This is a genomic window from Pseudomonas sp. C9 (assembly GCF_002000165.1).
Taxonomy (GTDB): Bacteria; Pseudomonadota; Gammaproteobacteria; order Pseudomonadales; family Pseudomonadaceae; genus Aquipseudomonas.
On sequence record NZ_MPAK01000001.1, the window covers coordinates 2,891,976 to 2,912,566 of the forward strand.

Sequence of the window (20,591 nt, forward strand, 5' to 3'; positions counted from 1 at the left end):
ATGCTCAATACGCTGCGCAAGATCGTCCAGGAAGTTAACTCCGCCAAGGATCTCAAGGCGGCGTTGGGGATTATTGTGTTGCGCGTCAAAGAGGCCATGGGCAGCCAGGTCTGCTCGGTCTACCTGCTTGACCCCGAGACCAACCGCTTCGTGCTGATGGCTACCGAGGGCTTGAACAAGCGCTCGATCGGCAAAGTCAGCATGGCACCCAACGAAGGTCTGGTTGGCCTGGTCGGTACGCGCGAAGAACCCCTGAACCTCGAAAACGCTGCGGACCACCCGCGCTACCGCTACTTCGCCGAGACCGGTGAAGAGCGCTTCGCTTCATTCCTCGGGGCGCCGATCATTCACCACCGCCGGGTCGTCGGCGTGTTGGTCATCCAGCAAAAAGAACGCCGCCAGTTCGATGAGGGTGAAGAAGCCTTCCTCGTGACCATGAGCGCGCAACTGGCTGGCGTTATCGCCCACGCCGAGGCCACCGGGTCGATCCGTGGCCTGGGGCGTCAGGGCAAAGGCATCCAGGAAGCCAAGTTTGTCGGCGTGCCGGGTTCGCCAGGTGCAGCGGTCGGTACGGCGGTGGTCATGCTGCCACCTGCCGATCTGGACGTGGTGCCGGACAAGACTATTGTCGACATCGACGCCGAACTCGGGCTGTTCAAGACCGCCATCGAAGGCGTGCGCGCCGATATGCGCACGCTGTCGGCCAAGCTCGCGACACAATTGCGCCCGGAAGAGCGCGCCTTGTTCGACGTCTACCTGATGATGCTCGACGACGCCGCGCTGGGCAGCGAAGTGACCACCGTCATCAAGACCGGTCAGTGGGCCCAGGGCGCACTGCGCCAAGTGGTCACCGATCACGTCAACCGTTTCGAATTGATGGACGACGCCTACCTGCGTGAGCGTGCCTCGGACGTCAAGGACCTCGGTCGCCGCCTGCTCGCCTATTTGCAGGAAGAGCGTCAGCAAACCCTGGTTTATCCCGACAACACCATTCTGGTCAGCGAAGAACTGACGCCGGCCATGCTCGGCGAGGTGCCGGAAGGCAAGCTGGCCGGTCTGGTGTCGGTACTCGGCTCCGGTAACTCCCACGTCGCGATCCTGGCGCGAGCCATGGGTATCCCGACGGTGATGGGCCTGGTCGACTTGCCGTACTCGAAAGTCGACGGCATCCAGATGATCGTCGACGGCTACCACGGCGAGGTCTACACCAACCCCAGCGATGTTCTGCGCAAGCAGTTCGCCGAAGTGGTCGAGGAAGAGAAGCAACTGGCCCTTGGGCTGGATGCACTGCGCGACTTGCCGTGCGTGACCCTCGATGGTCACCGCATGCCGTTGTGGGTCAATACCGGTTTGCTGGCGGACGTGGCGCGGGCGCAGAAGCGTGGCGCTGAAGGCGTGGGTCTATACCGCACGGAAGTGCCGTTCATGATCAACCAGCGTTTCCCGAGCGAAAAGGAACAACTGGCGATCTACCGCGAGCAGCTCGCCGCGTTTCACCCGCAACCGGTGACCATGCGCAGCCTCGACATCGGCGGCGACAAGGCCTTGTCGTACTTCCCGATCAAGGAAGACAACCCGTTCCTGGGCTGGCGCGGGATTCGCGTCACCCTCGACCACCCGGAAATTTTCCTGGTCCAGACCCGCGCCATGCTCAAGGCCAGCGAAGGCTTGAACAACTTGCGGATTCTGCTGCCGATGATCTCCGGCACCCACGAACTCGAAGAAGCCTTGCACCTGATCCACCGGGCGTGGGGCGAAGTGCGCGACGAAGGCACCGATGTGCCGATGCCGCCGATTGGCGTGATGATCGAGATTCCGGCGGCGGTGTATCAGACCAAGGAACTGGCGCGGCAAGTGGACTTTCTGTCGGTCGGCTCCAACGACCTGACTCAGTACCTGCTGGCCGTCGACCGCAACAACCCGCGGGTGGCCGACCTTTACGACTACCTGCACCCGGCGGTGCTCCAGGCCTTGCAGAACGTGGTGCGTGACGCCCATGCCGAAGGCAAGCCCGTGAGTATCTGCGGTGAGATGGCCGGTGACCCGGCGGCGGCGGTGCTGTTGATGGCGATGGGCTTCGACAGCCTGTCGATGAACGCCACCAACTTGCCGAAAGTGAAGTGGATGCTGCGCCAGATCAACCTGAGCAAGGCCAAGGAATTGCTGGCCGAGCTGATGACCATCGACAACCCGCAAGTTATCCACAGCTCGCTGCAACTGGCGCTGAAAAACCTCGGGTTGGCGCGGATGATCAATCCGGCGGCGATCAAGCCCCTCTAATTCTGCGGCGGCCCCATCGCGGGCAAGCCATGCTCCTACGGATTTGTGTCGTGCAGCCACAGACCTGTAGGAGCAAGGCTTGCCCGCGATGGCGTCAGTCCAGCCAACACAAAACTAAAGCCTGATCTCCACTTCCCCAAGATGCCCGCCATACGGCCCGAAACTCCGTTCGACCAGATGCCGCGAGCCATCCGCCTGCACAATCAACGCCGTGCTCGCCCGGGTCCCGTAGCTTTGGCTGGCAATAAACACACTCGACAACAACGTCTCGGTCGCCAGCCCCACCCCTGTATCCGGCAGCTCGGCAAATGGCGCAGTCTGCGAATCGCTCAACAGCGCCAATAGTGCTTGAGGTTGTGGGTCTTCCAGCACCTCACTCAGTGCCGCCTTGGCCTTGAGCAACTTCGGCCAGGGCGTATCCAGCCCGGCGTTGGATAACCCATACACCCCAGGCACCAGCATCACGGCCTCGGATTCCCGGGCATTGAAGTGCCAGAGCTCATTGCCATTGCCGACCAGCAGGTTAAATCCGCCATATTCCGGCGAGCGGGCGACAACGTCGGCTAAATAGTCGTCAATCGGCAACTCCCCGGTGAGAAACCGCGCCACCAGTTCACCGCGAGACTTGCGTCCGGGTGGTCGGTGCGGATCACGAATATTGGTCAGCGCCGCAAAGCGTCCATTGGCGCCGACACCGAGCCAGGTTCCGCCGGCCTCCAGGTCGCGACCGGCATGAACGTGCGCAGCTTCTGGCCATTGCGCCAAGGGCAGGCTGGGGCGCGCGTAGAACTCGTCGCGGTTGGCCGCCACGATCAGCGGCTGGGCGTGACCCGGTCGCCAGGCGAAAACAATCAGGCACATAAGGTGGTCCTTGTGTGTTTTTTGCTCACTCTACGCAGACATCGCACGGGTATCCATCGCCATCCAGTGGAGCCTTGGGCCCCGCATCCGTTACTATGCCGGTGCTTTTTTGAGAAGCGTACAAGGAAGGTCATGGAATTTCTGCTCTATCTGGCGCTGGGCGCCTGCGCAGGCGTGCTGGCCGGGCTGTTCGGGGTCGGCGGCGGGATCATTATCGTCCCCGTGCTGGTATTCAGTTTCACCTTGCAGGGCTTCGATGCATCGATTCTGACCCATCTGGCGGTCGGTACCTCCCTGGCGACGATTATCTTTACCTCGGTCAACGCCGTGCGCGAACACCATCGTCGTGGCGCGGTGCGTTGGCCGATTTTCGTCTGGATGACCGTGGGCATTTTGATGGGCGCCGGTTTCGGCGCACTGACGGCCGAAGCGATCTCCGGTCCGAATTTGCAAAAAATCATCGGTGTATTCGCCCTGGTCATCGCCGCGCAACTGGCGCTGGACGTCAAGCCCAAGGCCAGCCGCACGGTGCCGGGCAAACTCGGTCTGACCATGGCTGGCAGTGTGATTGGCTGGGCCTCGGCGATTTTCGGGATTGGCGGGGGCTCCTTGACCGTGCCGTTCCTGACCTGGCGCAGTGTGCCGATGCAACAGGCCGTGGCCACATCGTCGGCCTGCGGTCTGCCGATCGCATTGGCCAGTGCATTAAGTTTCATGATTCTGGGCTGGCACGATCCGTTGCTGCCGGCCCATAGTCTCGGTTTTATTTATTTGCCGGCACTGTTGGGCATTGCCCTGACCAGCATGGTCTTCGCCCGCCTCGGTGCGCGATTGGCCCACAGGCTGTCGCCGAAGTTGCTGAAAAGACTGTTTGCCGCTTTGCTGTTCTGCGTCGGCCTGAGTTTCTTGCTCTGACGCCCCGCGCAATCCTGACTTAATCCTGAGGTGGCAGCGTCGCCCGGGAATTTTGGTTTCAACTCTAACGAGGAGTCGCAATGCTGCCTTACCCGCAGATCGACCCGGTGGCCCTGGCCATCGGTCCGCTGAAAATCCACTGGTACGGCTTGATGTACCTGATCGGCATTGGCGGCGCCTGGCTACTGGCGTCCCGTCGGATGAACCGTTTCGACCCGACCTGGACCAAGGAGAAGCTCTCCGACATGGTCTTCTGGATGTCGATGGGCGTCATTGTCGGTGGCCGTTTGGGGTATGTGCTGTTCTACGATCTGCACGCATACCTGGCCAACCCGGCGCTGATTTTCGAAGTGTGGAAGGGCGGCATGTCGTTCCACGGTGGGTTCATCGGTGTGATGCTGGCGGCGTTGTGGTTTGGTAAAAAGAACAACAAGTCGTTCTTCCAGCTGATGGATTTCGTCGCGCCGATGGTGCCGATTGGCCTGGGCGCCGGGCGTATCGGCAACTTCATCAACGCCGAATTGTGGGGCAAGCCGACCGACGTGCCGTGGGCAATGATCTTCCCGCCGTTCAGCGATCCGTCGCAGTTGCCGCGCCATCCGTCGCAGCTGTACCAGTTCGCGCTGGAAGGCGTGGCACTGTTCCTCATCCTCTGGTTGTTCTCGCGCAAGCCGCGGCCGACCATGGCGGTGTCCGGGATGTTCGCGCTGTTCTATGGCATCTTCCGTTTCATCGTCGAATTCGTCCGCGTACCGGACGCGCAACTGGGCTATCTGGCCTGGAACTGGCTGACCATGGGCCAAGTGCTCTGCGTGCCGATGATTGTCGGCGGTCTGTTCCTGATCTGGCTGGCGTATCACCGTGCCCCGGCGACGCCAGCAGCAGCCGTATAAATTCGAACCCCGGGGGCGACGGTCTCCGGGTTCAAGGACACAGGTAACTCATGAAGCAATATCTCGAACTGGTCGCCCACGTCATCAAGAACGGCACCAAGCAAGCCAACCGCACCGGCGTAAACACCATCAGCTTTCCGGGTGCGATGCTGCGCTATGACCTGAAAGAAGGTTTCCCGGCGATCACCACGCGCAAGATGGCTTTCAAATCGGCCATCGGCGAGATGTGCGGTTTCCTGCGTGGCGTGAACAACGCCGCCGAATTCCGTGCGCTGGGCTGCAAGGTCTGGGACCAGAACGCCAACGAAAACGCGCAGTGGCTGGCCAACCCGTTCCGCCAGGGCGAAGACGACCTCGGCGAGATCTACGGCGTGCAATGGCGCAAATGGCCGGCGTACAAGCAGATCCCGGTCAGCAACCAGGCCGCCATCGAGCAGACCTTGAGCCAGGGTTACCGCCAGATCGCTGAAGGCGAAGAAGACGGCCAGGCCTACGTCGTGCTGTACAAGGCGATCGACCAGATCCGCCAGTGCGTCGACACCATCATCAAGGACCCGGGCAGCCGCCGCATCCTGTTCCACGGCTGGAACGTGGCCCAGCTCGATGAAATGGCCCTGCCGCCGTGTCATCTGCTGTACCAGTTCCACCCGAATGTCGAGACGAAGGAAATTTCCCTGACCCTCTACATCCGTTCCAACGACCTGGGCCTCGGTACGCCGTTCAACCTCACCGAAGGCGCGGCGCTGCTGAGCCTGATCGGTCGCCTGACCGGCTACACGCCGCGCTGGTTCACCTATTTCATCGGCGACGCGCATGTCTACGAGAACCACCTGGACATGCTCAATGAACAGCTCAAGCGCGAGCCGTTCCCGATGCCGAAACTGGTGATCAGCGACCGTGTTCCGGAGTTTGCCAAGACTGGCGTTTATCAGCCGGAGTGGCTGGAGCTGATCGAACCGAGCGACTTCTCGCTGGAAGGTTACGAGCACCACGCGCCGATGACCGCGCCGATGGCGGTCTAAAGAACCACTGCAAATCCTGTAGGAGCCGAGCTTGCTCGCGATGGCGGTTTATCAGACACATCAATGTTGAATGTGCTGCCTCCATCGCGAGCAAGCTCGGCTCCTACAGGGCTATGTGGTGGTTTTAGTGGCCGTGACTACGGCCCACATGGGAATGCTCAACTTCCGTCGCTACCACACCGCCACTGACTTCCAGCCGCTGCAAAATCCCGCACTGATCAATCTCCGGCCCTTCGCCACAGCGTTGGCGCAGGTCGAGCAATTGTGTCTGCAACGCCAGTAACCCATCGATCCGCGCCTTGACGTGGTGGATGTGCTCGTCGATCAACGCATTCACGCTTTCGCACTGATCCTGCGGGCTGTCGCGAAACGCCAGCAGGCTGCGGATTTCTTCCAGCGTCATGTCGAGGGTGCGGCAGTTGCGGATGAAGGTCAGGCGCTCGGCGTGGGCCTGGGTGTAGACGCGGTAATTGCCGTCGCTGCGAGCCGGCTCCGGCAACAGGCTTTCGCGCTCGTAGTAACGGATGGTTTCCACGGCGCAGTCGGTCAGTTTGGCCAGTTCTCCGATCTTCATGTCGGCAGTCTCCAAATAGGTGCTTGACCCTATAGTGGCTACAGGGTCTTTACTTGGCAACAGGCACCTTCATGGACGCGACCCGATGAGCGATTCCCAGCACACCCACACTCCCAAGGCTGAGCACGATCACAGCCACACACTGCAGCCTGTAAAGAAGCACGAGCATGGCGGCCACGGCGATTCCTGCTGTTCCACCAAAGTGGCTGCGCCGTCGCTGATCAAGTTGAGCGAAACGCCAAAGGCCGGTGCACGCCTGAGCAGCTTCCGCATCGATGCGATGGACTGCCCGACCGAGCAGACGCTGATCCAGAACAAACTCGGCAAACTCGCCGGTGTGCAGCAACTGGAGTTCAACCTGATCAATCGGGTGTTGGGCGTGACCCACGACTTGCCAAGCACTGCGCCCATCATCGAGGCGATCAAATCCCTCGGCATGCAGGCAGAACCGCTTGAGCAAGGCGTCGAAGCACCCGCTCCCGCGCCGGAGAAAAAACCGTGGTGGCCATTGGCGCTGTCCGGTGTGGGGGCGCTGGCCGCCGAAGTCATTCACTTCACCAACGCTGCACCCACTTGGGTGGTGGCAGTCATCGCGCTGGTTTCGATCCTCAGCGGTGGCCTGACCACGTACAAAAAGGGCTGGATCGCCCTGAAAAACCTCAACCTGAACATTAACGCGCTGATGAGCATCGCGGTGACCGGCGCGATCCTGATCGGTCAGTGGCCGGAAGCGGCGATGGTGATGTTCCTGTTCACCGTGGCCGAGTTGATTGAAGCCAAATCCCTGGACCGCGCACGCAACGCGATCAGCGGCCTGATGCAGATGACCCCGGAACAGGCCACGGTGCAGCGGGCCGATGGCAGCTGGGTCGAGCAAGACGTCAAAACCATCGAACTCGGTGCGCGGGTGCGGGTGCGGCCCGGTGAACGCATCGGGCTGGACGGTGAAGTGGTGGCCGGCAGTTCAACTATCGATCAGGCGCCGATCACGGGTGAAAGCTTACCGGTTGAGAAAACCGTCGGCGACAAAGTGTTCGCCGGCACCATCAATCAGGCCGGGTCTCTGGAATATGCCGTGACCGCAGCGGCGGACAATTCGACGCTGGCGCGAATCATCCACGCCGTCGAACAGGCCCAGGGCGCGCGGGCACCGACCCAGCGTTTCGTCGACAGCTTCTCGAAAATCTACACGCCAGCGGTATTCATCCTGGCCCTTGCCGTTGCGCTGATTCCTCCGCTGTTCATGGGCGCCGCATGGTTCGACTGGATCTACCGGGCGCTGGTGTTGCTGGTGGTCGCTTGCCCATGTGCGCTGGTTATTTCCACCCCGGTGACCATCGTCAGCGGCCTTGCGGCGGCGGCACGCAAAGGCATTCTGGTGAAGGGTGGCGTGTATCTGGAGGGCGGTTACAAGCTCGACTATCTGGCGTTGGACAAGACCGGAACGATCACCCACGGCAAACCGGTACAGACGGATTACCTTTCTCTCGACACAACCACCGTCGAAACAGCCCCGGCGATTGCCGCCGCGCTGGCCGGTCGTTCCGATCACCCGGTGTCGCTGGCCATTGCCAATGCTGCTGTGGATAAACAACTCGCGCCGCTGTTTGTGGATAACTTTGAAGCGCTAGCCGGTCGCGGTGTGCGCGGTGAGATCAACGGTCAGGTGTACCACTTGGGTAACCACCGTTTGGTGGAAGAGCTGAACCTGTGTTCGCCGGCGCTGGAAGAGAAACTGTTCGCGCTGGAGAAACAGGGCAAGTCGGTGGTGCTGCTGCTCGATAAATCCGGCCCGCTGGCGCTGTTTGCGGTGGCGGACACGGTAAAAGAGTCGAGTCGCGAGGCGATCCAGCAACTGCATGACCTGGGCATCAAAACCCTGATGCTGACCGGCGACAACGTCCACACCGCTCAGGCGATTGCCGCACAAGTGGGCATCGACGAGGCCAAGGGTGATCTGCTGCCGACCGACAAACTGCAAGCCATCGAAGCCCTTTATGCACAGGGTCATAACGTCGGCATGGTGGGCGATGGCATCAACGATGCGCCGGCACTGGCCCGGGCCGAGATCGGTTTTGCCATGGCCGCGGCGGGCACCGACACCGCCATCGAGACCGCTGATGTCGCCTTGATGGACGACGACTTGCGCAAGATCCCGACGTTCATCCGGCTGTCGCGGCAGACCTCCAGCATCCTGAAACAGAACATCGCGCTGGCATTGGTGATCAAGGCGATCTTTCTTGGGGTAACCTTCGCCGGGCTCGCTACCATGTGGATGGCGGTGTTCGCCGACATGGGCGTCAGTTTGTTGGTGGTGTTCAACGGTTTGCGCCTGCTGCGCAAATAAGGAAGAGGGAAGGGTGTGCTGAGTGCGGAGCTGAAGGCGTTTTACATGGTGGCCCGCCTGGGCAGCATTACCCTGGCGGCGAAGAAGCTCGGCCTGAGCCAACCGACGGTCACGACCCAGATCCGCAACCTGGAAAACCAGTATTCGGTGGAACTGTTCTACCGTGGCGGCCGCCGCCTCAGCGTCAGCGACGAAGGCGCGCGGCTGTTGCCGATGGTCAAGGCGTTGTTGCAGCAGGAAGCCGACATCGAGTTTTTCCTGCGCAACAGTGGCCAGGTCCAGGGCACGTTGCGCATTGCCGCCACGGCGCCGTATTACATCCTGGATCTGGTGAAAACCTTTCGCGAACGCTTGCCGCAAGTGGAAGTGTCAGTGGAAATCGGCAACTCGCAGCAAGTGCTCGAAGCGCTGGAGGATTACCGGGTGGATGTCGCAGCGTCCTCGCAATTGCTGGACGATGCGCGACTGATTCGCCGGGTGCTCGGCAGCGATCCGCTGGTGCTGGCCGTGCATCGCAATCACCCGCTGGCGATTCACGATCATGTGCCACTCAGCGCCTTGTCCGGGCATACGTTGCTGATGCGCGAGTCGGGCTCGACCACCCGTCGATTGACCGAAGAGTTGCTGGTCAATGCCGGGGTGAGTTTCGGGCCGTTGCTGGAAATTGGCAGCCGTGAATCGATTCGTGAGGCGGTGCTGCGCAACATCGGCATCAGCATCATTGCCCGCCAGGAAGTGCCGCACGATCCGCAATTGCGCGTGCTGACCATCGAAAATGCACCGCAGATTCCCGAGTACCTGTATTGCCTCAAGGAGCGCAAGGGCGCGCGGCTGCCGGCGGCGTTCCTGGGGTTGGCGCAGGAAATGGCGCCGGCCTGAAACATCTATTGCTTGTGCTGGCCTCATCGCGGGCGCCGCATGACTTCAACCAAAATCCCCGAATACCACTATCAGTCGTTTTTGCCTCACTGCCATATGACGGACGCATTACAAATCTAGGATGGCTCTCATCTGCTTGATGAGGCCTGTCCATGAACCACTCGATCGCAACTGCCCTGACCAACCCCGGCGCCCCAATGAAAGTGCGCGGCGTGCAGAAACGCTTTGGCGCCTTCACGGCGCTGGATAACGTTTCCCTCGACGTGGCGGCCGGTGAGCTGGTGTGTCTGCTGGGCCCGTCGGGTTGTGGCAAAACCACGTTGCTGCGCTGCATCGCCGGTCTGGAAAAACAGGACAGCGGCGAGTTGTACCTGGGTGATCGCGACGTTTCCCATCTGGCCCCCCAAGCGCGGGACTACGGCATTCTCTTCCAGTCCTACGCGTTGTTCCCCAATCTCACCGTTGAAGCGAACATTGCCTACGGTCTCGCGGGCAGCGGTCGTGATGAAGTGCGTAAACGTGTCGGTCAGATGCTGGAACTGGTCGGCCTGATCGGCAGTGAGAAAAAGTACCCCGGCCAGTTGTCTGGCGGCCAACAGCAACGCGTTGCACTGGCTCGGGCCCTGGCGCCAGCGCCCTCGTTACTGTTGCTGGACGAACCGATGTCGGCACTCGACGCCCGGGTCCGCGAGCATCTGTGCACCGAACTGCGCCAACTGCAGCGCAACCTCGGCATCACCACCCTGATGGTCACGCACAATCAGGACGAAGCCATGCTGATGGCCGACCGCATCGCCGTGATGAACAACGGCAAGGTCGAGCAGTACGCCACGCCGCAGGAAATCTACGACCGCCCGGCCACACCGTTTGTGGCGGAGTTCGTCGGTCAGGGCAACTGGCTGCCGTTCAGCCGTAGCAGTGACAGCCACGCCCAGGTTGGCGGAATGAGCCTGCGCTTGGCCGATGGCAGCGCCAAAACCGCATCGGGCCGACTGTTCTGCCGCCCGGAAGCGATCAACGTGAACCCGGTGGTGCACGAGGAAAACCTGTTCCCGGCCAAGGTTCGCGAAATCACCTTCCTCGGCAACCGCTGCCGCATGAGTTTCGAGCTCGATCAATTGCCGGGCCATGCGCTGCTGGCCGAACTGGCACCGGAAGCCATGCCGCGCCTCGGCGCCCAGCAAATCATGGTCGCCTTGCCGCCACGCAGCCTGCAGGTGTTTGCCTGATGAGCGCGAACATCGCGCTGCCGATACCGCACAAGCAGTTTCGGCAGACCTCCCGTGCCGAGATCGGCGACCGGGTGTTCGTGGTCGGCGGCAAAGTCCTGTTGCTGGTGCTGCTCGGTGTCGCCGTGTTGATGCCGTTGCTCGCCATCTTCTGGCGTGGTTTCAGTTCCGAGGCGGGGCAGGGCGGTGGTCTGGTTGCAGCGCGCGAATTGGTGACCAGTGCGAATTTTCACTGGCTGTTGGGTAACAGCCTGAAGGTTTCCCTCAGCGTGGCGGCGATCGTCGTACCGTTGGCGTACCTGTTTGCCTACGCCCTGCAACGCACATTGATTCCCGGCAAAGGCGTCTGGCGTGCGATATCCCTGCTGCCGTTGATGGCGCCGTCGATGCTGCCCGGTATCGCGCTGGTTTATCTGTTCGGCAACCAGGGCATGTTGCGCGGTCTGCTCTCGGACAACATCTACGGTTTCTGGGGCATTGTGCTCGGTGAGGTCATCTACACCTTCCCGCATGCCTTGATGATTCTGTTGTCGGCGCTGTCCCTGGCGGATGCGCGACTGTTCGATGCGGCCTCCAGCATGGGCGCGAGTCCGGCGAAAGCCTTTCGCAGCATCACCTGGCCGGCGACCCGTCAGGCTGTGTTCGCCGCGTTCTGTCTGGTGTTCACCCTGACCATCACCGACTTCGGCGTGCCCGTGGTGGTCGGTGGCGACTATCAAGTGTTGGCGCTGGAGGCCTACAAAGCGGTGGTCGGTCAGCAGCAGTTTGGTCGCGGCGCATTGATTGGCATGGTCCTGCTGTTGCCGGCGCTGTTCAGCTTCGGTGTCGATGCGTGGTTGCGTCGACGTCACGGTGATTCCATGAGCGGTCGTGCCCAGGTATTCAAACCGGCGGCATCGACACTGCGAGACGGTTGCTACCTGGCCATCGTGTTGCTGATCTGCGCCGCGTTGTTACTGGTGTTCGGCATGGCGGTGTTCTCATCCCTGGTCAAATTCTGGCCGTACAACCTGTCGCTCTCGCTCAACCACTACCAGTTCAACGACACGGCGGGCGGCGGCTGGCTGGCCTATGGCAACAGCGTGAAGATGGCGTTGTGCACGGCGTTGATCGGCAGCGTGCTGATCTTCACCGGCGCTTACCTGATGGAAAAAACCAAGGGCCAGCGCGGACTGAATCTGACCCTGCGCATGCTCAGTTTCGTACCGATGGCGGTGCCGGGACTGGTGCTGGGCCTGGGTTACGTCTTCTTCTTCAACCTCACCGGCAACCCGTTGCATGTGCTCTACGGGACCATGACCCTGCTGGTGGTCTGCACCATTGCTCACTATTTGACCACCGCACAAATGACCGCGACCACTGCACTGCGTCAGCTCGACGCCGAGTTCGAAGCCGCCGCGCTGTCGCTCAAGGCGCCGCTGTACCGGCATTACCTGCGCGTCACCGTGCCGATCTGCCTGCCGGCACTGCTGGACATCGTGCGCTACCTGTTCGTCTCGGCCATGACCACCGTCTCGGCGGCGATTTTCCTCTATAGCCCCGACACCATCCTCGCGGCGGTGGCGGTGCTGAACATGGATGACGCCGGCAACGTCGGCGGTGCGGCAGCGATGTCGACTCTGATTCTGTTCACCTCGGCGGGCGTGTCCCTGCTGCTGGCCTGGGCTTCGCGCGGTTTGCTGCGTCGTTCCCAAGCCTGGCGGCAGACCGCGCCTGGCCATTGATTCGTACAACCCACTCAACTCAACAACAGGAAAAGATCATGTTCAAGCCCCTGGCCTTGGCCGCTGCTGTCCTCACCGCTTTCAGCCTGAACGCCTTCGCGGCGAAAACCGAGTTGACGGTGTACACCGCCCTCGAAGCCGAACAACTGAAGACCTATAAAGAAGCGTTTGAAAAGTCCAACCCGGACGTCGAAATCAAATGGGTGCGCGATTCCACCGGGATCATCACCGCCAAACTGCTGGCCGAAAAAGCTCGCCCGCAAGCTGATGCTGTCTGGGGCCTGGCCGCGTCGAGCCTGGCGATCCTCGATCAACAAGGCATGTTGCAAAGCTACGCGCCGAAGGACCTGGGCAAAATCGGCAACAACTACCGCGACGCCGCCAACCCGCCAGCCTGGGTCGGCATGGACGTCTGGGCCGCGACCATTTGCTTCAACACCGTCGAAGCCGAGAAGCAGGGCTTGACCAAGCCAGTGAGCTGGCAAGACCTGACCAAGCCTGAGTACAAAGGCAAAATCGTGATGCCGAACCCGGCCTCGTCCGGCACCGGTTTCCTCGACGTCAGCGCCTGGCTGCAAACCTTCGGCGAGAAGCAGGGCTGGCAGTACATGGATGACCTGCACCAGAACATCGGCCAGTACGTTCACTCCGGTTCCAAGCCTTGCAAACTGGCGGCTGCCGGCGAATTTCCGATCGGCATTTCCTTCGAATACCCGGCCGTTCAGCTCAAGCGCCAGGGCGCGCCGCTGGACATCATCCTGCCGAAAGAAGGCCTGGGCTGGGAGATCGAAGCGACCGCCGTGATCAAGGGCACTCCGCATGAAGAGGCGGCGAAGAAGCTGGCTGACTTCTCGGCAAGCCCTGCGGCAATGGAACTGTACAAAGAGAACTTCGCTGTTCTGGCTCAGCCTGGCATCGCCAAGCCGCAGACCGAATTGCCGGCGGATTATGAGCAGCGTCTGATCAAGAACGACTTTGCCTGGGCTTCCAAGAATCGTGACGAGATCCTGACCGAATGGCGCAAGCGCTATGACGGCAAGTCCGAGAAAGTGGCGGCCAAGTAAGATCTTCATCGACTGACAGGGCCCCATCGCGGGCAAGCCCGCTCCCACATGATCTGTGGCGTTCACAAAACCTGTGGGAGCGGGCTTGCCCGCGATAGCGGTCTGTCATTCAGGACAAATTTCAATGACACAACACAACGACATGCTGATCGTCGGCGCCGGCATTCTCGGTCTGTCCCACGCCTACGCCGCCGCCAAACGCGGTCTGAAAGTCACCGTTTTCGAACGCAGCGAAACACCTTTAGGGGCTTCGGTGCGCAACTTCGGCCAGGCATTGGTCACCGGCCAGCCGCCGGGCCCGATGCTCGAACTGGCCAGGGCCAGCCGCGAGATCTGGGGCCAATGGGCGCAACTCGCCGGCCTGCAACTCAAGCGTAATGGCTCTTACTTGTTCGCCCGTACCGAAGCGGAAGAGCACCTGCTCGAAGCTTTTTGCGCCGGTCGCGCCGTGGAATACGGCTACCGCGTCGAGCTGCTGCGCGGTGCGGCATTGCGCGATCTGTACAGCGGCCAGTTCAGCCATCACCGCGCCGCGTTGCACGGGATGGACGATCAACAACTGTATTCCCGCGAGGCGATACCGGCACTGATCGACTACCTGCGCCGCGAGCTCGGCGTCACCTTTCACTTTTCGACGCTGGTTCGCGACATCGAGCCGGGCCGCTTGCACAGTACCGCCGGCACGTTCAGCGCCGAGCAGATCATCCTGTGCTCGGGCCACGACTATCAGACCTTGCTCGCCGAGCCGATTGCCGAACTCAACCCGCAAGTCTGCCGTCTGCAAATGCTCCGCGCCCGCCCGCAGGTCAACTTCAACTTGCAACACGCCTTACTCACCGGTTTGAGCTGCGTGCACTACGGTGCTTTTGCCGACCTGCCGGAAGCGGCGGCGGTGCAGGCGCAGATCCTGCGCGACGAGCCGCACTTGCACGAAAACGGTATCCACCTGCTAATCAGCCCGACGCCCTACGGCGAATTGATCATCGGCGACTCTCACCATTACGGTCGCGATCCATCACCGTTCAATGCCGAGCAAGTGGACAACTGGATGATCGAACTGGCCGAGCAGACGTTGGGCTGCAACGTGCAAGTGGTCGAACGCTGGCAGGGGGTCTATGGTTCACCGGGGCCGGGGCCATTTTCATTCCTGCGACCGCAGCCGGGCGTCAGCATTGCGCTGATGCACACCGGCGTCGGCATGAGCGTCGGGCCCGCGATGGCGGAGCGTAACGTGGCGACTTTATTGGGAGAGCGTTGATGGGTAGCAGTGAACAGGTGATCGCCGAAGTATTCGGCTTGTATGAACGTTTCGGCGACAGCGATTACATCGGCGAGCCGGTGTCGCAAATCGAGCACATGTCCCAGGCTGCGCAACTGGCAATGGCCGAGGGCTTCGATGATGAAGTGGTGCTGGCGGCGTTCTTTCACGACATCGGGCACATCTGCGCCGAGAGCGCCGAGAACATGGGCGGCTTCGGCGTGGTCAGCCACGAGCGATTGGGCGCCGATTACTTGCGCCGCGCCGGTTTCAGCGAACGCATGGCGCGACTGGTGGAATACCACGTGCAGGCCAAGCGGTATCTGACGCTGAAAGAGCCTGGGTACTACGAACGCTTGAGCGAAGCCAGCCGCCGCACCCTGGAATACCAGGGCGGGGTGATGACACCGGCCGAGGCTGCCGCCTTCGAGCAAGACCCGTTGTGCGAAGTCAGTTTGCGCATGCGCCAGTGGGATGAGCTGGCGAAGGAAATGCAGGTGCCAGTGATCGACCTTGGGGTCTTGAAGGAAAAAGCGGCGCGACTGTTGGCGGTGTGAAGGCTGCGCCGCTTAAAGCTGTTGCGCCAACACCTCAATTTGCTCCTGGCGCTCGGCCTGATTCAATTTCGCCTGCGGATTAAGCGACGACCATTGCGGATACGCCCGTGCCTTGTTCAGTGCTTCGGGCAATTTGCCTTCGCGCCAGGTCTTGTCCTGGGGCGTGGCCACGTGAATGCTGTCCATCGCGGCATGCCCGCGCTGATTCAGCGCCTGTAGCAGTTGGCGCTGACGCAACGCCAATAACCGCAATACGCTGTCATCGACGGTCAGCTCTCGCTGGCCTTTGATTTTGCCCAGCAAACGGCTGCCATAGCTTCGCGCGGTTTGCAGCGCGCCACCGGCGATCGCTCCGGCCAAGGCTGCCGCACCCAGGGTAATGCCGCCCACCAGCAAATCGACCCCGGCGCCCGCGGCCGCACCGGCCGCGATTCCACCGCCGACCCTGACGCCGAGTTGCTTGAGGGTTTCGGGGTTGAACAAGTCATCGCCCCAGCGCCCATCGAGCAGCGGCAAGTCACTGGCCGCCGCGTCCTGTGGGCGGAAGGCGTACAGCTTGAGCAGTGCTTCAACGCAACGTTGTTCGCGCTGGCGCACGGCTTTGTGCAGTTCGCTGATGGCGTGCTGTTCCTGCGCCGCATCGCTGGCAACGCTGCGCCGGCACGCGGCGCAATCAATCAGCAATTCGGCAATCAACCGCACTGCGCTTTGCTGACGGGCGAGGCGTTGGGCCTGTTGATCGGCGATCAAGCGCTCCAGTTGCTCACGGGAGCTTTCCAGCAGGAGGGCGAGGCTTTCATAGAGTCGACGCTCACCATCCTCTGGCGGCGCGACGCTGTCGAAACGCACCAAGGCATGCAAGCCCAGGCGCGCCAACGCTTCACGCCAGGCCGGTTCGCGATGGTTGGCACTGCTGACGAAATTCAGCACCGGCAGCAACGGTTTGCCACAGCTGGCCAACACTTCCAGTTCATCGCGGTACTTGGCCAACACCGGCTCGCGGGCGTCGATCACGTAGAGGCCGGCGTCGCAGGTGAGCAGTTGGCGCAACACTTTGGCTTCCTGCTCAAAGCGCTGCCGGGCTTCGCTGCCCTCAAGGAACCGCGCCAGGCGGGCCGGGCCGTCGAGGCGTTCGCCGGGACGTTCCAGCCGTTCGAGGTAGTCGAGCAGGGCGATGGCGTCTTCCAGGCCGGGCGTGTCGTAGAGGTCGAGCAGCGGCTCGCCGTCCACCGACAACCTCGCGCCTTCGACATGGCGCGTGGTGCTGGGACGATGGGACACTTCGCCGAAGCCGACATCACGGGTCAGGGTTCGCAGCAATGAGGTTTTGCCGACGTTGGTGTGGCCGACCACGGCCAGTTTCAACGGTGCCTTCCAGGCGTTAGTCATGACCGCTCTCCAGCCAGTTCAACGGCGCGCAATCGGCGAACGGCAGCTCCAATTGCTGCAAGGCGACATGCCAGTCCCCCAGCCGTTCGGCATCCAGCGCTTCGCCGGGCGGCGCTTGCAGCAGCCAGACGCGGGTGGCGGCCGCATTGCGCGCCAGTTCGGCGATCAGCGCCAGGCTGCCACGGTCCGGCGAGCGCCGTGGGTCGCAGGCAATCAGCAACCGCGCGGGCGGAAAGCGGCTCAGTTGTTCGAGGAGTTTGTGGCGCGATTCACGGCTGTCGAGTATGCCGGCGTTGCCCACGGTTTTCGGCAGGTGCGGTGGCCACTCGCGTTGGTCATCGAGTTCGATGGCCACCAGCAGGGCGCCGTCGCTTTGCTGATCCGTGACACCGCTTTGCACGCGATGAAGTTGCGCCGGCGCGGCATCGCTGATACCCAGGCGCTCGCTGGTGGGCATCAAGCGTTCGCGCAGTTGGGCATAACCGGGCAGGTTCAAATCCAGGTGCAATTTCGCCTGGCCGGTTTTCCAGCGCCATCGGCAAAACAGCATCAGCAGCAAGCGCGGCAACACGCCGTACACCAGCAGCACACCCACCAGCCAGGCGGCCCAGGCTTGCCGAGCGCTTTCGATGTTCAGCGCGGCATCGCCGCTGGCGCGAATCATCTCCACGCTGGGCACGCTGAAACCGATCAAGGCCGGCAGCGCGCCGAGGGCCTGAGTCATGGCGACGAAGGTGTCGCCGCTCAGGAGGGTGGTTTCCCAGACGAAGCCGTAGCGCCGGGTGGCCATCAACGTCAGTAGAATCGCCAGGGCGCTGAGCATCGCCAGCAGCCACAGGCCGTTGACCAGAATACCGAGGGCCCAGCGATTGAGTTTTTGTCGCTGCAATAGCAGCAGCAGGGCCGGGGCCAGTTGTGCGGCTTTGGCATCACGCGCGAGTCTTTCACTGAGCCACAACCATAAGCGCCCGAGGGTGGCGCCGTGTTCGCCGGCGAAGACCAGGCCCAGCGCCCAACTGATCAGCAAAATCAGGTTCAGCCCGAGCAAACTGCCCAAGGCCCAGAACACATTCACCGGGGTTTGCCCGTCGCCCATCGCAGCAAACGCCAGGCCGGCGCCGCTGACCACGGCCAACACCGCCATCACGATCAGCGCCAGTCGCGCGCCTTGCAGCCAGTGCACGAGGGCATTGGCCAAACCATCGCGTTCGGCCAGCCACACGGCCCGACGTTGAATCCGTGCCGGCAGGTCGCCGCCAGCGCTGCGGGCCAGTCGGTTGGCTTCCAGATCTTCAAGCGGCCCGGCGTGTTCTTCACGCAGGCGGATGGTTTCTGTCAGCCAGAGGTTGTTCAGTTCAGTCACGCGGCATCCCGTCGCTTGGATTGAGTCGTGAGCATAACCGCTGTGGCGCTTATCGGGGTACGGATGGCTCTGGTATCCTCGCCGGCATGACTAAATCACTCCCCCTCAGCCTGATTGCAGCCCTCGGTGAAAACCGTGTAATCGGCGTCGACAACAGCATGCCCTGGCACTTGCCGGGGGATTTCAAATACTTCAAGGCCACCACCCTCGGCAAGCCGATCATCATGGGTCGCAAGACCTGGGATTCGCTCGGACGACCGCTGCCGGGCCGGTTGAATATCGTGGTCAGTCGTCAGGTTGATCTGGTGTTGGAAGGCGCGGAAGTCTATCCATCGCTGGAAGCGGCCGTGGCTCGCGCCGAGGAATGGGCGAAAGAGCAGGGCGTCGATGAGCTGATGCTGATTGGCGGTGCGCAGTTGTATGCGCAGGGGATGGCTCAGGCTGACCGCTTGTATCTGACGCGCGTGGCGCTGAGCCCGGACGGGGATGCGTGGTTTCCGGAGTTTGATTTGAAGGAGTGGAAGTTGGTGTCGAACGTGCCGAATCCGGCCGAAGGCGACAAACCGGCGTACAACTTCGAGGTTTGGGAGAAGGCTTAAAAGCATCGCGAGCAAGCTCGGCTCCTACAGGGTTTTGAGGTGGAGCACACACCGTGTGAACACCACTGATCCCTGTGTAGGAGCCGGGCTTGCCCGCGATGGGGCCGGTCCTGTCGATGAAGATTTAAGCGTGAGCCAACGACCCATGCTCATCCGCATCCAGCAGCTCTTTATCCGTCTGCTGCATGATCTGGCTGGTGATCGCGCCCGCCGTCATCGACCCACTGACGTTCAACGCCGTGCGCCCCATATCGATCAGCGGCTCGACCGAAATCAGCAACGCCACCAGTGACACCGGCAAACCCATCGCCGGCAACACGATCAACGCGGCAAACGTCGCGCCACCACCGACACCCGCCACACCGGCCGAACTCAGCGTCACAATCGCCACCAGCGTCGCGATCCACAGCGGGTCCAGCGGGTTGATACCCACGGTCGGCGCCACCATCACCGCCAACATCGCCGGGTACAGACCGGCACAGCCATTCTGGCCAATGGTCGCGCCGAACGAAGCGGCGAAGCTGGCGATGGACTGCGGGATTCCCAGGCGGCTGGTCTGCGCTTCGATGCTCAATGGAATCGTCGCGGCGCTGGAACGGCTGGTGAAAGCAAACGTCAGCACCGGCCAGACCTTGCGGAAGAAACGCAGCGGGTTGATCCCGGCTGCCGACACCAGAAGGCCATGGACCACAAACATCAGGCCCAGGCCGATGTAGGACACCACTACAAAACTGCCGAGCTTGATGATGTCTTGCAGGTTGGAACCGGCGACCACTTTGGTCATCAGCGCCAATACACCGTACGGGGTCAGCTTCATCACCAACCGCACCAGGCGCATCACCCAGGCTTGCAGGGTGTCGATGGCGTTGATCACTTTCTGACCTTTTTCGACGTCATCCTTGAGCAATTGCAGGGCTGCGACGCCAAGGAACGCCGCAAAAATCACCACGCTGATGATCGAGGTCGGTTTGGCCCGGGCCAAGTCTGCAAACGGGTTTTGCGGAATGAACGAGAGCAACAGCTGCGGTACGTTCAGGTCGGCGACCTTGCCGGCGTAATCGGTCTGGATGGTTTGCAGGCGCGCCATTTCTTGCGTGCCGGCGATCAGGCCTTCGGCGGTCAGGCCAAACAGGTTGGTCAAACCGATGCCGATCAGCGCCGCAATCGCGGTGGTGAACAGCAGCGTGCCGATGGTCAGGAAGCTGATCTTGCCCAGCGATGATGCGTTGTGCAGACGGGCCACGGCGCTGAGGATCGAGGCGAACACCAGCGGGATCACGATCATTTGCAGCAGCTGCACATAACCGTTGCCGACCAGATCGATCCAGCCGATCGAGGCTTTCAGTACCGGATTGCCGGCACCGTAAACGGTGTGCAACGACACACCGAACACCACGCCCAGCACCAGCGCGAGCAAGACTTTTTTTGCCAGGCTCCAAGTGGTGTGACGGGTTTGTGCCAGCCCGAAGAGCAGGGCGAGGAACACCAGCAGATTGAGAATCAGCGGCAGATTCATAAGGACTCCAATAAGACTTGTGCTGGCTGCCTTCCCGGGCAGCTGCGAACCGGGAATCCTAACAGTTTGATATCTAATGAATTAATACCGAAAACAGAGGTTAACTGTCGTTTTTGGAATA

Annotated in this window: 17 protein-coding genes; 12 read left to right on the top strand and 5 right to left on the bottom strand. The window is 61.6% G+C overall.

Annotated elements, in window-relative coordinates; translation table 11 throughout:
* Positions 1–2,280 carry a phosphoenolpyruvate--protein phosphotransferase gene (gene ptsP, locus BMS17_RS13510; RefSeq protein WP_046032315.1) on the top strand — a complete coding sequence of 760 codons (2,280 nt, stop codon included), beginning with the start codon at positions 1–3 and terminating at the stop codon, positions 2,278–2,280.
* Between the two features lie 114 nt (positions 2,281–2,394).
* Here ptsP and BMS17_RS13515 read toward each other — a convergent pair whose 3' ends face one another.
* Positions 2,395–3,141 carry an NRDE family protein gene (locus tag BMS17_RS13515; RefSeq protein WP_046032316.1) on the bottom strand — a complete coding sequence of 249 codons (747 nt, stop codon included), beginning with the start codon at positions 3,139–3,141 and terminating at the stop codon, positions 2,395–2,397.
* A gap of 132 nt (positions 3,142–3,273) precedes the next feature.
* On the opposite strand from BMS17_RS13515, the gene BMS17_RS13520 reads away from it, so the two are divergent.
* The 3 genes from BMS17_RS13520 (at position 3,274) to BMS17_RS13530 (ending at position 5,971) form a co-directional block, all read left to right on the top strand.
* Positions 3,274–4,056: a sulfite exporter TauE/SafE family protein gene (locus BMS17_RS13520; protein ID WP_046032317.1), complete on the top strand. Its 783-nt coding sequence runs from the start codon at positions 3,274–3,276 to the stop codon at positions 4,054–4,056.
* Positions 4,057–4,136: 80 nt separating this feature from the next.
* Positions 4,137–4,949, top strand: coding sequence for a prolipoprotein diacylglyceryl transferase (lgt, locus tag BMS17_RS13525; protein WP_046032318.1), 813 nt, complete (start codon positions 4,137–4,139; stop codon positions 4,947–4,949).
* 50 nt (positions 4,950–4,999) lie between these two features.
* Complete coding sequence (locus BMS17_RS13530) at positions 5,000–5,971, top strand: thymidylate synthase (RefSeq protein ID WP_033060541.1); 972 nt, start codon at positions 5,000–5,002, stop codon at positions 5,969–5,971.
* Positions 5,972–6,095: 124 nt separating this feature from the next.
* Here the strand turns inward: BMS17_RS13530 and cadR are convergent, their stop codons facing one another.
* Positions 6,096–6,545, bottom strand: coding sequence for a Cd(II)/Pb(II)-responsive transcriptional regulator (gene cadR, locus BMS17_RS13535; protein WP_046032320.1), 450 nt, complete (start codon positions 6,543–6,545; stop codon positions 6,096–6,098).
* Between the two features lie 85 nt (positions 6,546–6,630).
* On the opposite strand from cadR, the gene BMS17_RS13540 reads away from it, so the two are divergent.
* From BMS17_RS13540 to BMS17_RS13570, 7 genes are all read left to right on the top strand, one after another.
* Entirely contained in the window at positions 6,631–8,892 is a 2,262-nt protein-coding gene (locus BMS17_RS13540; RefSeq protein WP_077431094.1) for a heavy metal translocating P-type ATPase, read from the top strand.
* Positions 8,893–8,907: 15 nt separating this feature from the next.
* A complete protein-coding gene (locus BMS17_RS13545) occupies positions 8,908–9,771 on the top strand; it encodes a LysR family transcriptional regulator (protein WP_046032322.1) in 864 nt (287 codons plus the stop codon).
* A 152-nt stretch (positions 9,772–9,923) separates the two neighbouring features.
* The gene (locus BMS17_RS13550; protein ID WP_046032323.1) at positions 9,924–11,000 is read left to right on the top strand and encodes a putative 2-aminoethylphosphonate ABC transporter ATP-binding protein; all 1,077 of its coding nucleotides are present in this window, start codon (positions 9,924–9,926) and stop codon (positions 10,998–11,000) included.
* Positions 11,000–12,724 (top strand): putative 2-aminoethylphosphonate ABC transporter permease subunit, encoded by a 1,725-nt coding sequence (locus BMS17_RS13555; RefSeq protein WP_077431095.1) that lies wholly within the window; start codon positions 11,000–11,002, stop codon positions 12,722–12,724. The genes BMS17_RS13550 and BMS17_RS13555 overlap by 1 nt, the downstream gene beginning before the upstream one ends.
* A gap of 38 nt (positions 12,725–12,762) precedes the next feature.
* On the top strand, positions 12,763–13,788 hold the full coding sequence (locus BMS17_RS13560) for a putative 2-aminoethylphosphonate ABC transporter substrate-binding protein (RefSeq protein ID WP_046032325.1): 1,026 nt from the start codon (positions 12,763–12,765) through the stop codon (positions 13,786–13,788).
* Between the two features lie 124 nt (positions 13,789–13,912).
* A complete protein-coding gene (locus tag BMS17_RS13565; RefSeq protein ID WP_077431096.1) occupies positions 13,913–15,046 on the top strand; it encodes a TIGR03364 family FAD-dependent oxidoreductase in 1,134 nt (377 codons plus the stop codon).
* Positions 15,046–15,603 carry a phosphonate degradation HD-domain oxygenase gene (locus BMS17_RS13570; protein ID WP_046032327.1) on the top strand — a complete coding sequence of 186 codons (558 nt, stop codon included), beginning with the start codon at positions 15,046–15,048 and terminating at the stop codon, positions 15,601–15,603. Before BMS17_RS13565 ends, BMS17_RS13570 begins: the two co-directional genes overlap by 1 nt.
* A gap of 12 nt (positions 15,604–15,615) precedes the next feature.
* On the opposite strand, the gene BMS17_RS13575 is transcribed toward BMS17_RS13570, so the two are convergent.
* Positions 15,616–16,992 (bottom strand): GTPase/DUF3482 domain-containing protein, encoded by a 1,377-nt coding sequence (locus tag BMS17_RS13575; RefSeq protein WP_046032328.1) that lies wholly within the window; start codon positions 16,990–16,992, stop codon positions 15,616–15,618.
* Positions 16,985–18,355 (bottom strand): DUF2868 domain-containing protein, encoded by a 1,371-nt coding sequence (locus tag BMS17_RS13580; RefSeq protein WP_046032329.1) that lies wholly within the window; start codon positions 18,353–18,355, stop codon positions 16,985–16,987. Before BMS17_RS13580 ends, BMS17_RS13575 begins: the two co-directional genes overlap by 8 nt.
* Positions 18,356–18,441: 86 nt before the next feature.
* Here BMS17_RS13580 and BMS17_RS13585 point away from each other — a divergent pair, with 86 nt between their 5' ends.
* Positions 18,442–18,954 carry a dihydrofolate reductase gene (locus BMS17_RS13585; protein ID WP_046032330.1) on the top strand — a complete coding sequence of 171 codons (513 nt, stop codon included), beginning with the start codon at positions 18,442–18,444 and terminating at the stop codon, positions 18,952–18,954.
* Positions 18,955–19,078: 124 nt separating this feature from the next.
* Here the strand turns inward: BMS17_RS13585 and BMS17_RS13590 are convergent, their stop codons facing one another.
* Positions 19,079–20,470 (bottom strand): L-cystine transporter, encoded by a 1,392-nt coding sequence (locus BMS17_RS13590; protein WP_046032331.1) that lies wholly within the window; start codon positions 20,468–20,470, stop codon positions 19,079–19,081.
* Positions 20,471–20,591: the final 121 nt, after the last annotated feature.

What these genes read in the sequence shown, in the direction of transcription:
- ptsP (WP_046032315.1), top strand. Translation starts at nt 1, where the DNA reads ATGCTCAATACGCTGCGCAAGATCGTCCAGGAAGTTAACTCCGCCAAG.
- BMS17_RS13515 (WP_046032316.1), bottom strand. Translation starts at nt 3,141, where the DNA reads ATGTGCCTGATTGTTTTCGCCTGGCGACCGGGTCACGCCCAGCCGCTG.
- BMS17_RS13520 (WP_046032317.1), top strand. Translation starts at nt 3,274, where the DNA reads ATGGAATTTCTGCTCTATCTGGCGCTGGGCGCCTGCGCAGGCGTGCTG.
- lgt (WP_046032318.1), top strand. Translation starts at nt 4,137, where the DNA reads ATGCTGCCTTACCCGCAGATCGACCCGGTGGCCCTGGCCATCGGTCCG.
- BMS17_RS13530 (WP_033060541.1), top strand. Translation starts at nt 5,000, where the DNA reads ATGAAGCAATATCTCGAACTGGTCGCCCACGTCATCAAGAACGGCACC.
- cadR (WP_046032320.1), bottom strand. Translation starts at nt 6,545, where the DNA reads ATGAAGATCGGAGAACTGGCCAAACTGACCGACTGCGCCGTGGAAACC.
- BMS17_RS13540 (WP_077431094.1), top strand. Translation starts at nt 6,631, where the DNA reads ATGAGCGATTCCCAGCACACCCACACTCCCAAGGCTGAGCACGATCAC.
- BMS17_RS13550 (WP_046032323.1), top strand. Translation starts at nt 9,924, where the DNA reads ATGAACCACTCGATCGCAACTGCCCTGACCAACCCCGGCGCCCCAATG.
- BMS17_RS13555 (WP_077431095.1), top strand. Translation starts at nt 11,000, where the DNA reads ATGAGCGCGAACATCGCGCTGCCGATACCGCACAAGCAGTTTCGGCAG.
- BMS17_RS13560 (WP_046032325.1), top strand. Translation starts at nt 12,763, where the DNA reads ATGTTCAAGCCCCTGGCCTTGGCCGCTGCTGTCCTCACCGCTTTCAGC.
- BMS17_RS13565 (WP_077431096.1), top strand. Translation starts at nt 13,913, where the DNA reads ATGACACAACACAACGACATGCTGATCGTCGGCGCCGGCATTCTCGGT.
- BMS17_RS13570 (WP_046032327.1), top strand. Translation starts at nt 15,046, where the DNA reads ATGGGTAGCAGTGAACAGGTGATCGCCGAAGTATTCGGCTTGTATGAA.
- BMS17_RS13575 (WP_046032328.1), bottom strand. Translation starts at nt 16,992, where the DNA reads ATGACTAACGCCTGGAAGGCACCGTTGAAACTGGCCGTGGTCGGCCAC.
- BMS17_RS13585 (WP_046032330.1), top strand. Translation starts at nt 18,442, where the DNA reads ATGACTAAATCACTCCCCCTCAGCCTGATTGCAGCCCTCGGTGAAAAC.
- BMS17_RS13590 (WP_046032331.1), bottom strand. Translation starts at nt 20,470, where the DNA reads ATGAATCTGCCGCTGATTCTCAATCTGCTGGTGTTCCTCGCCCTGCTC.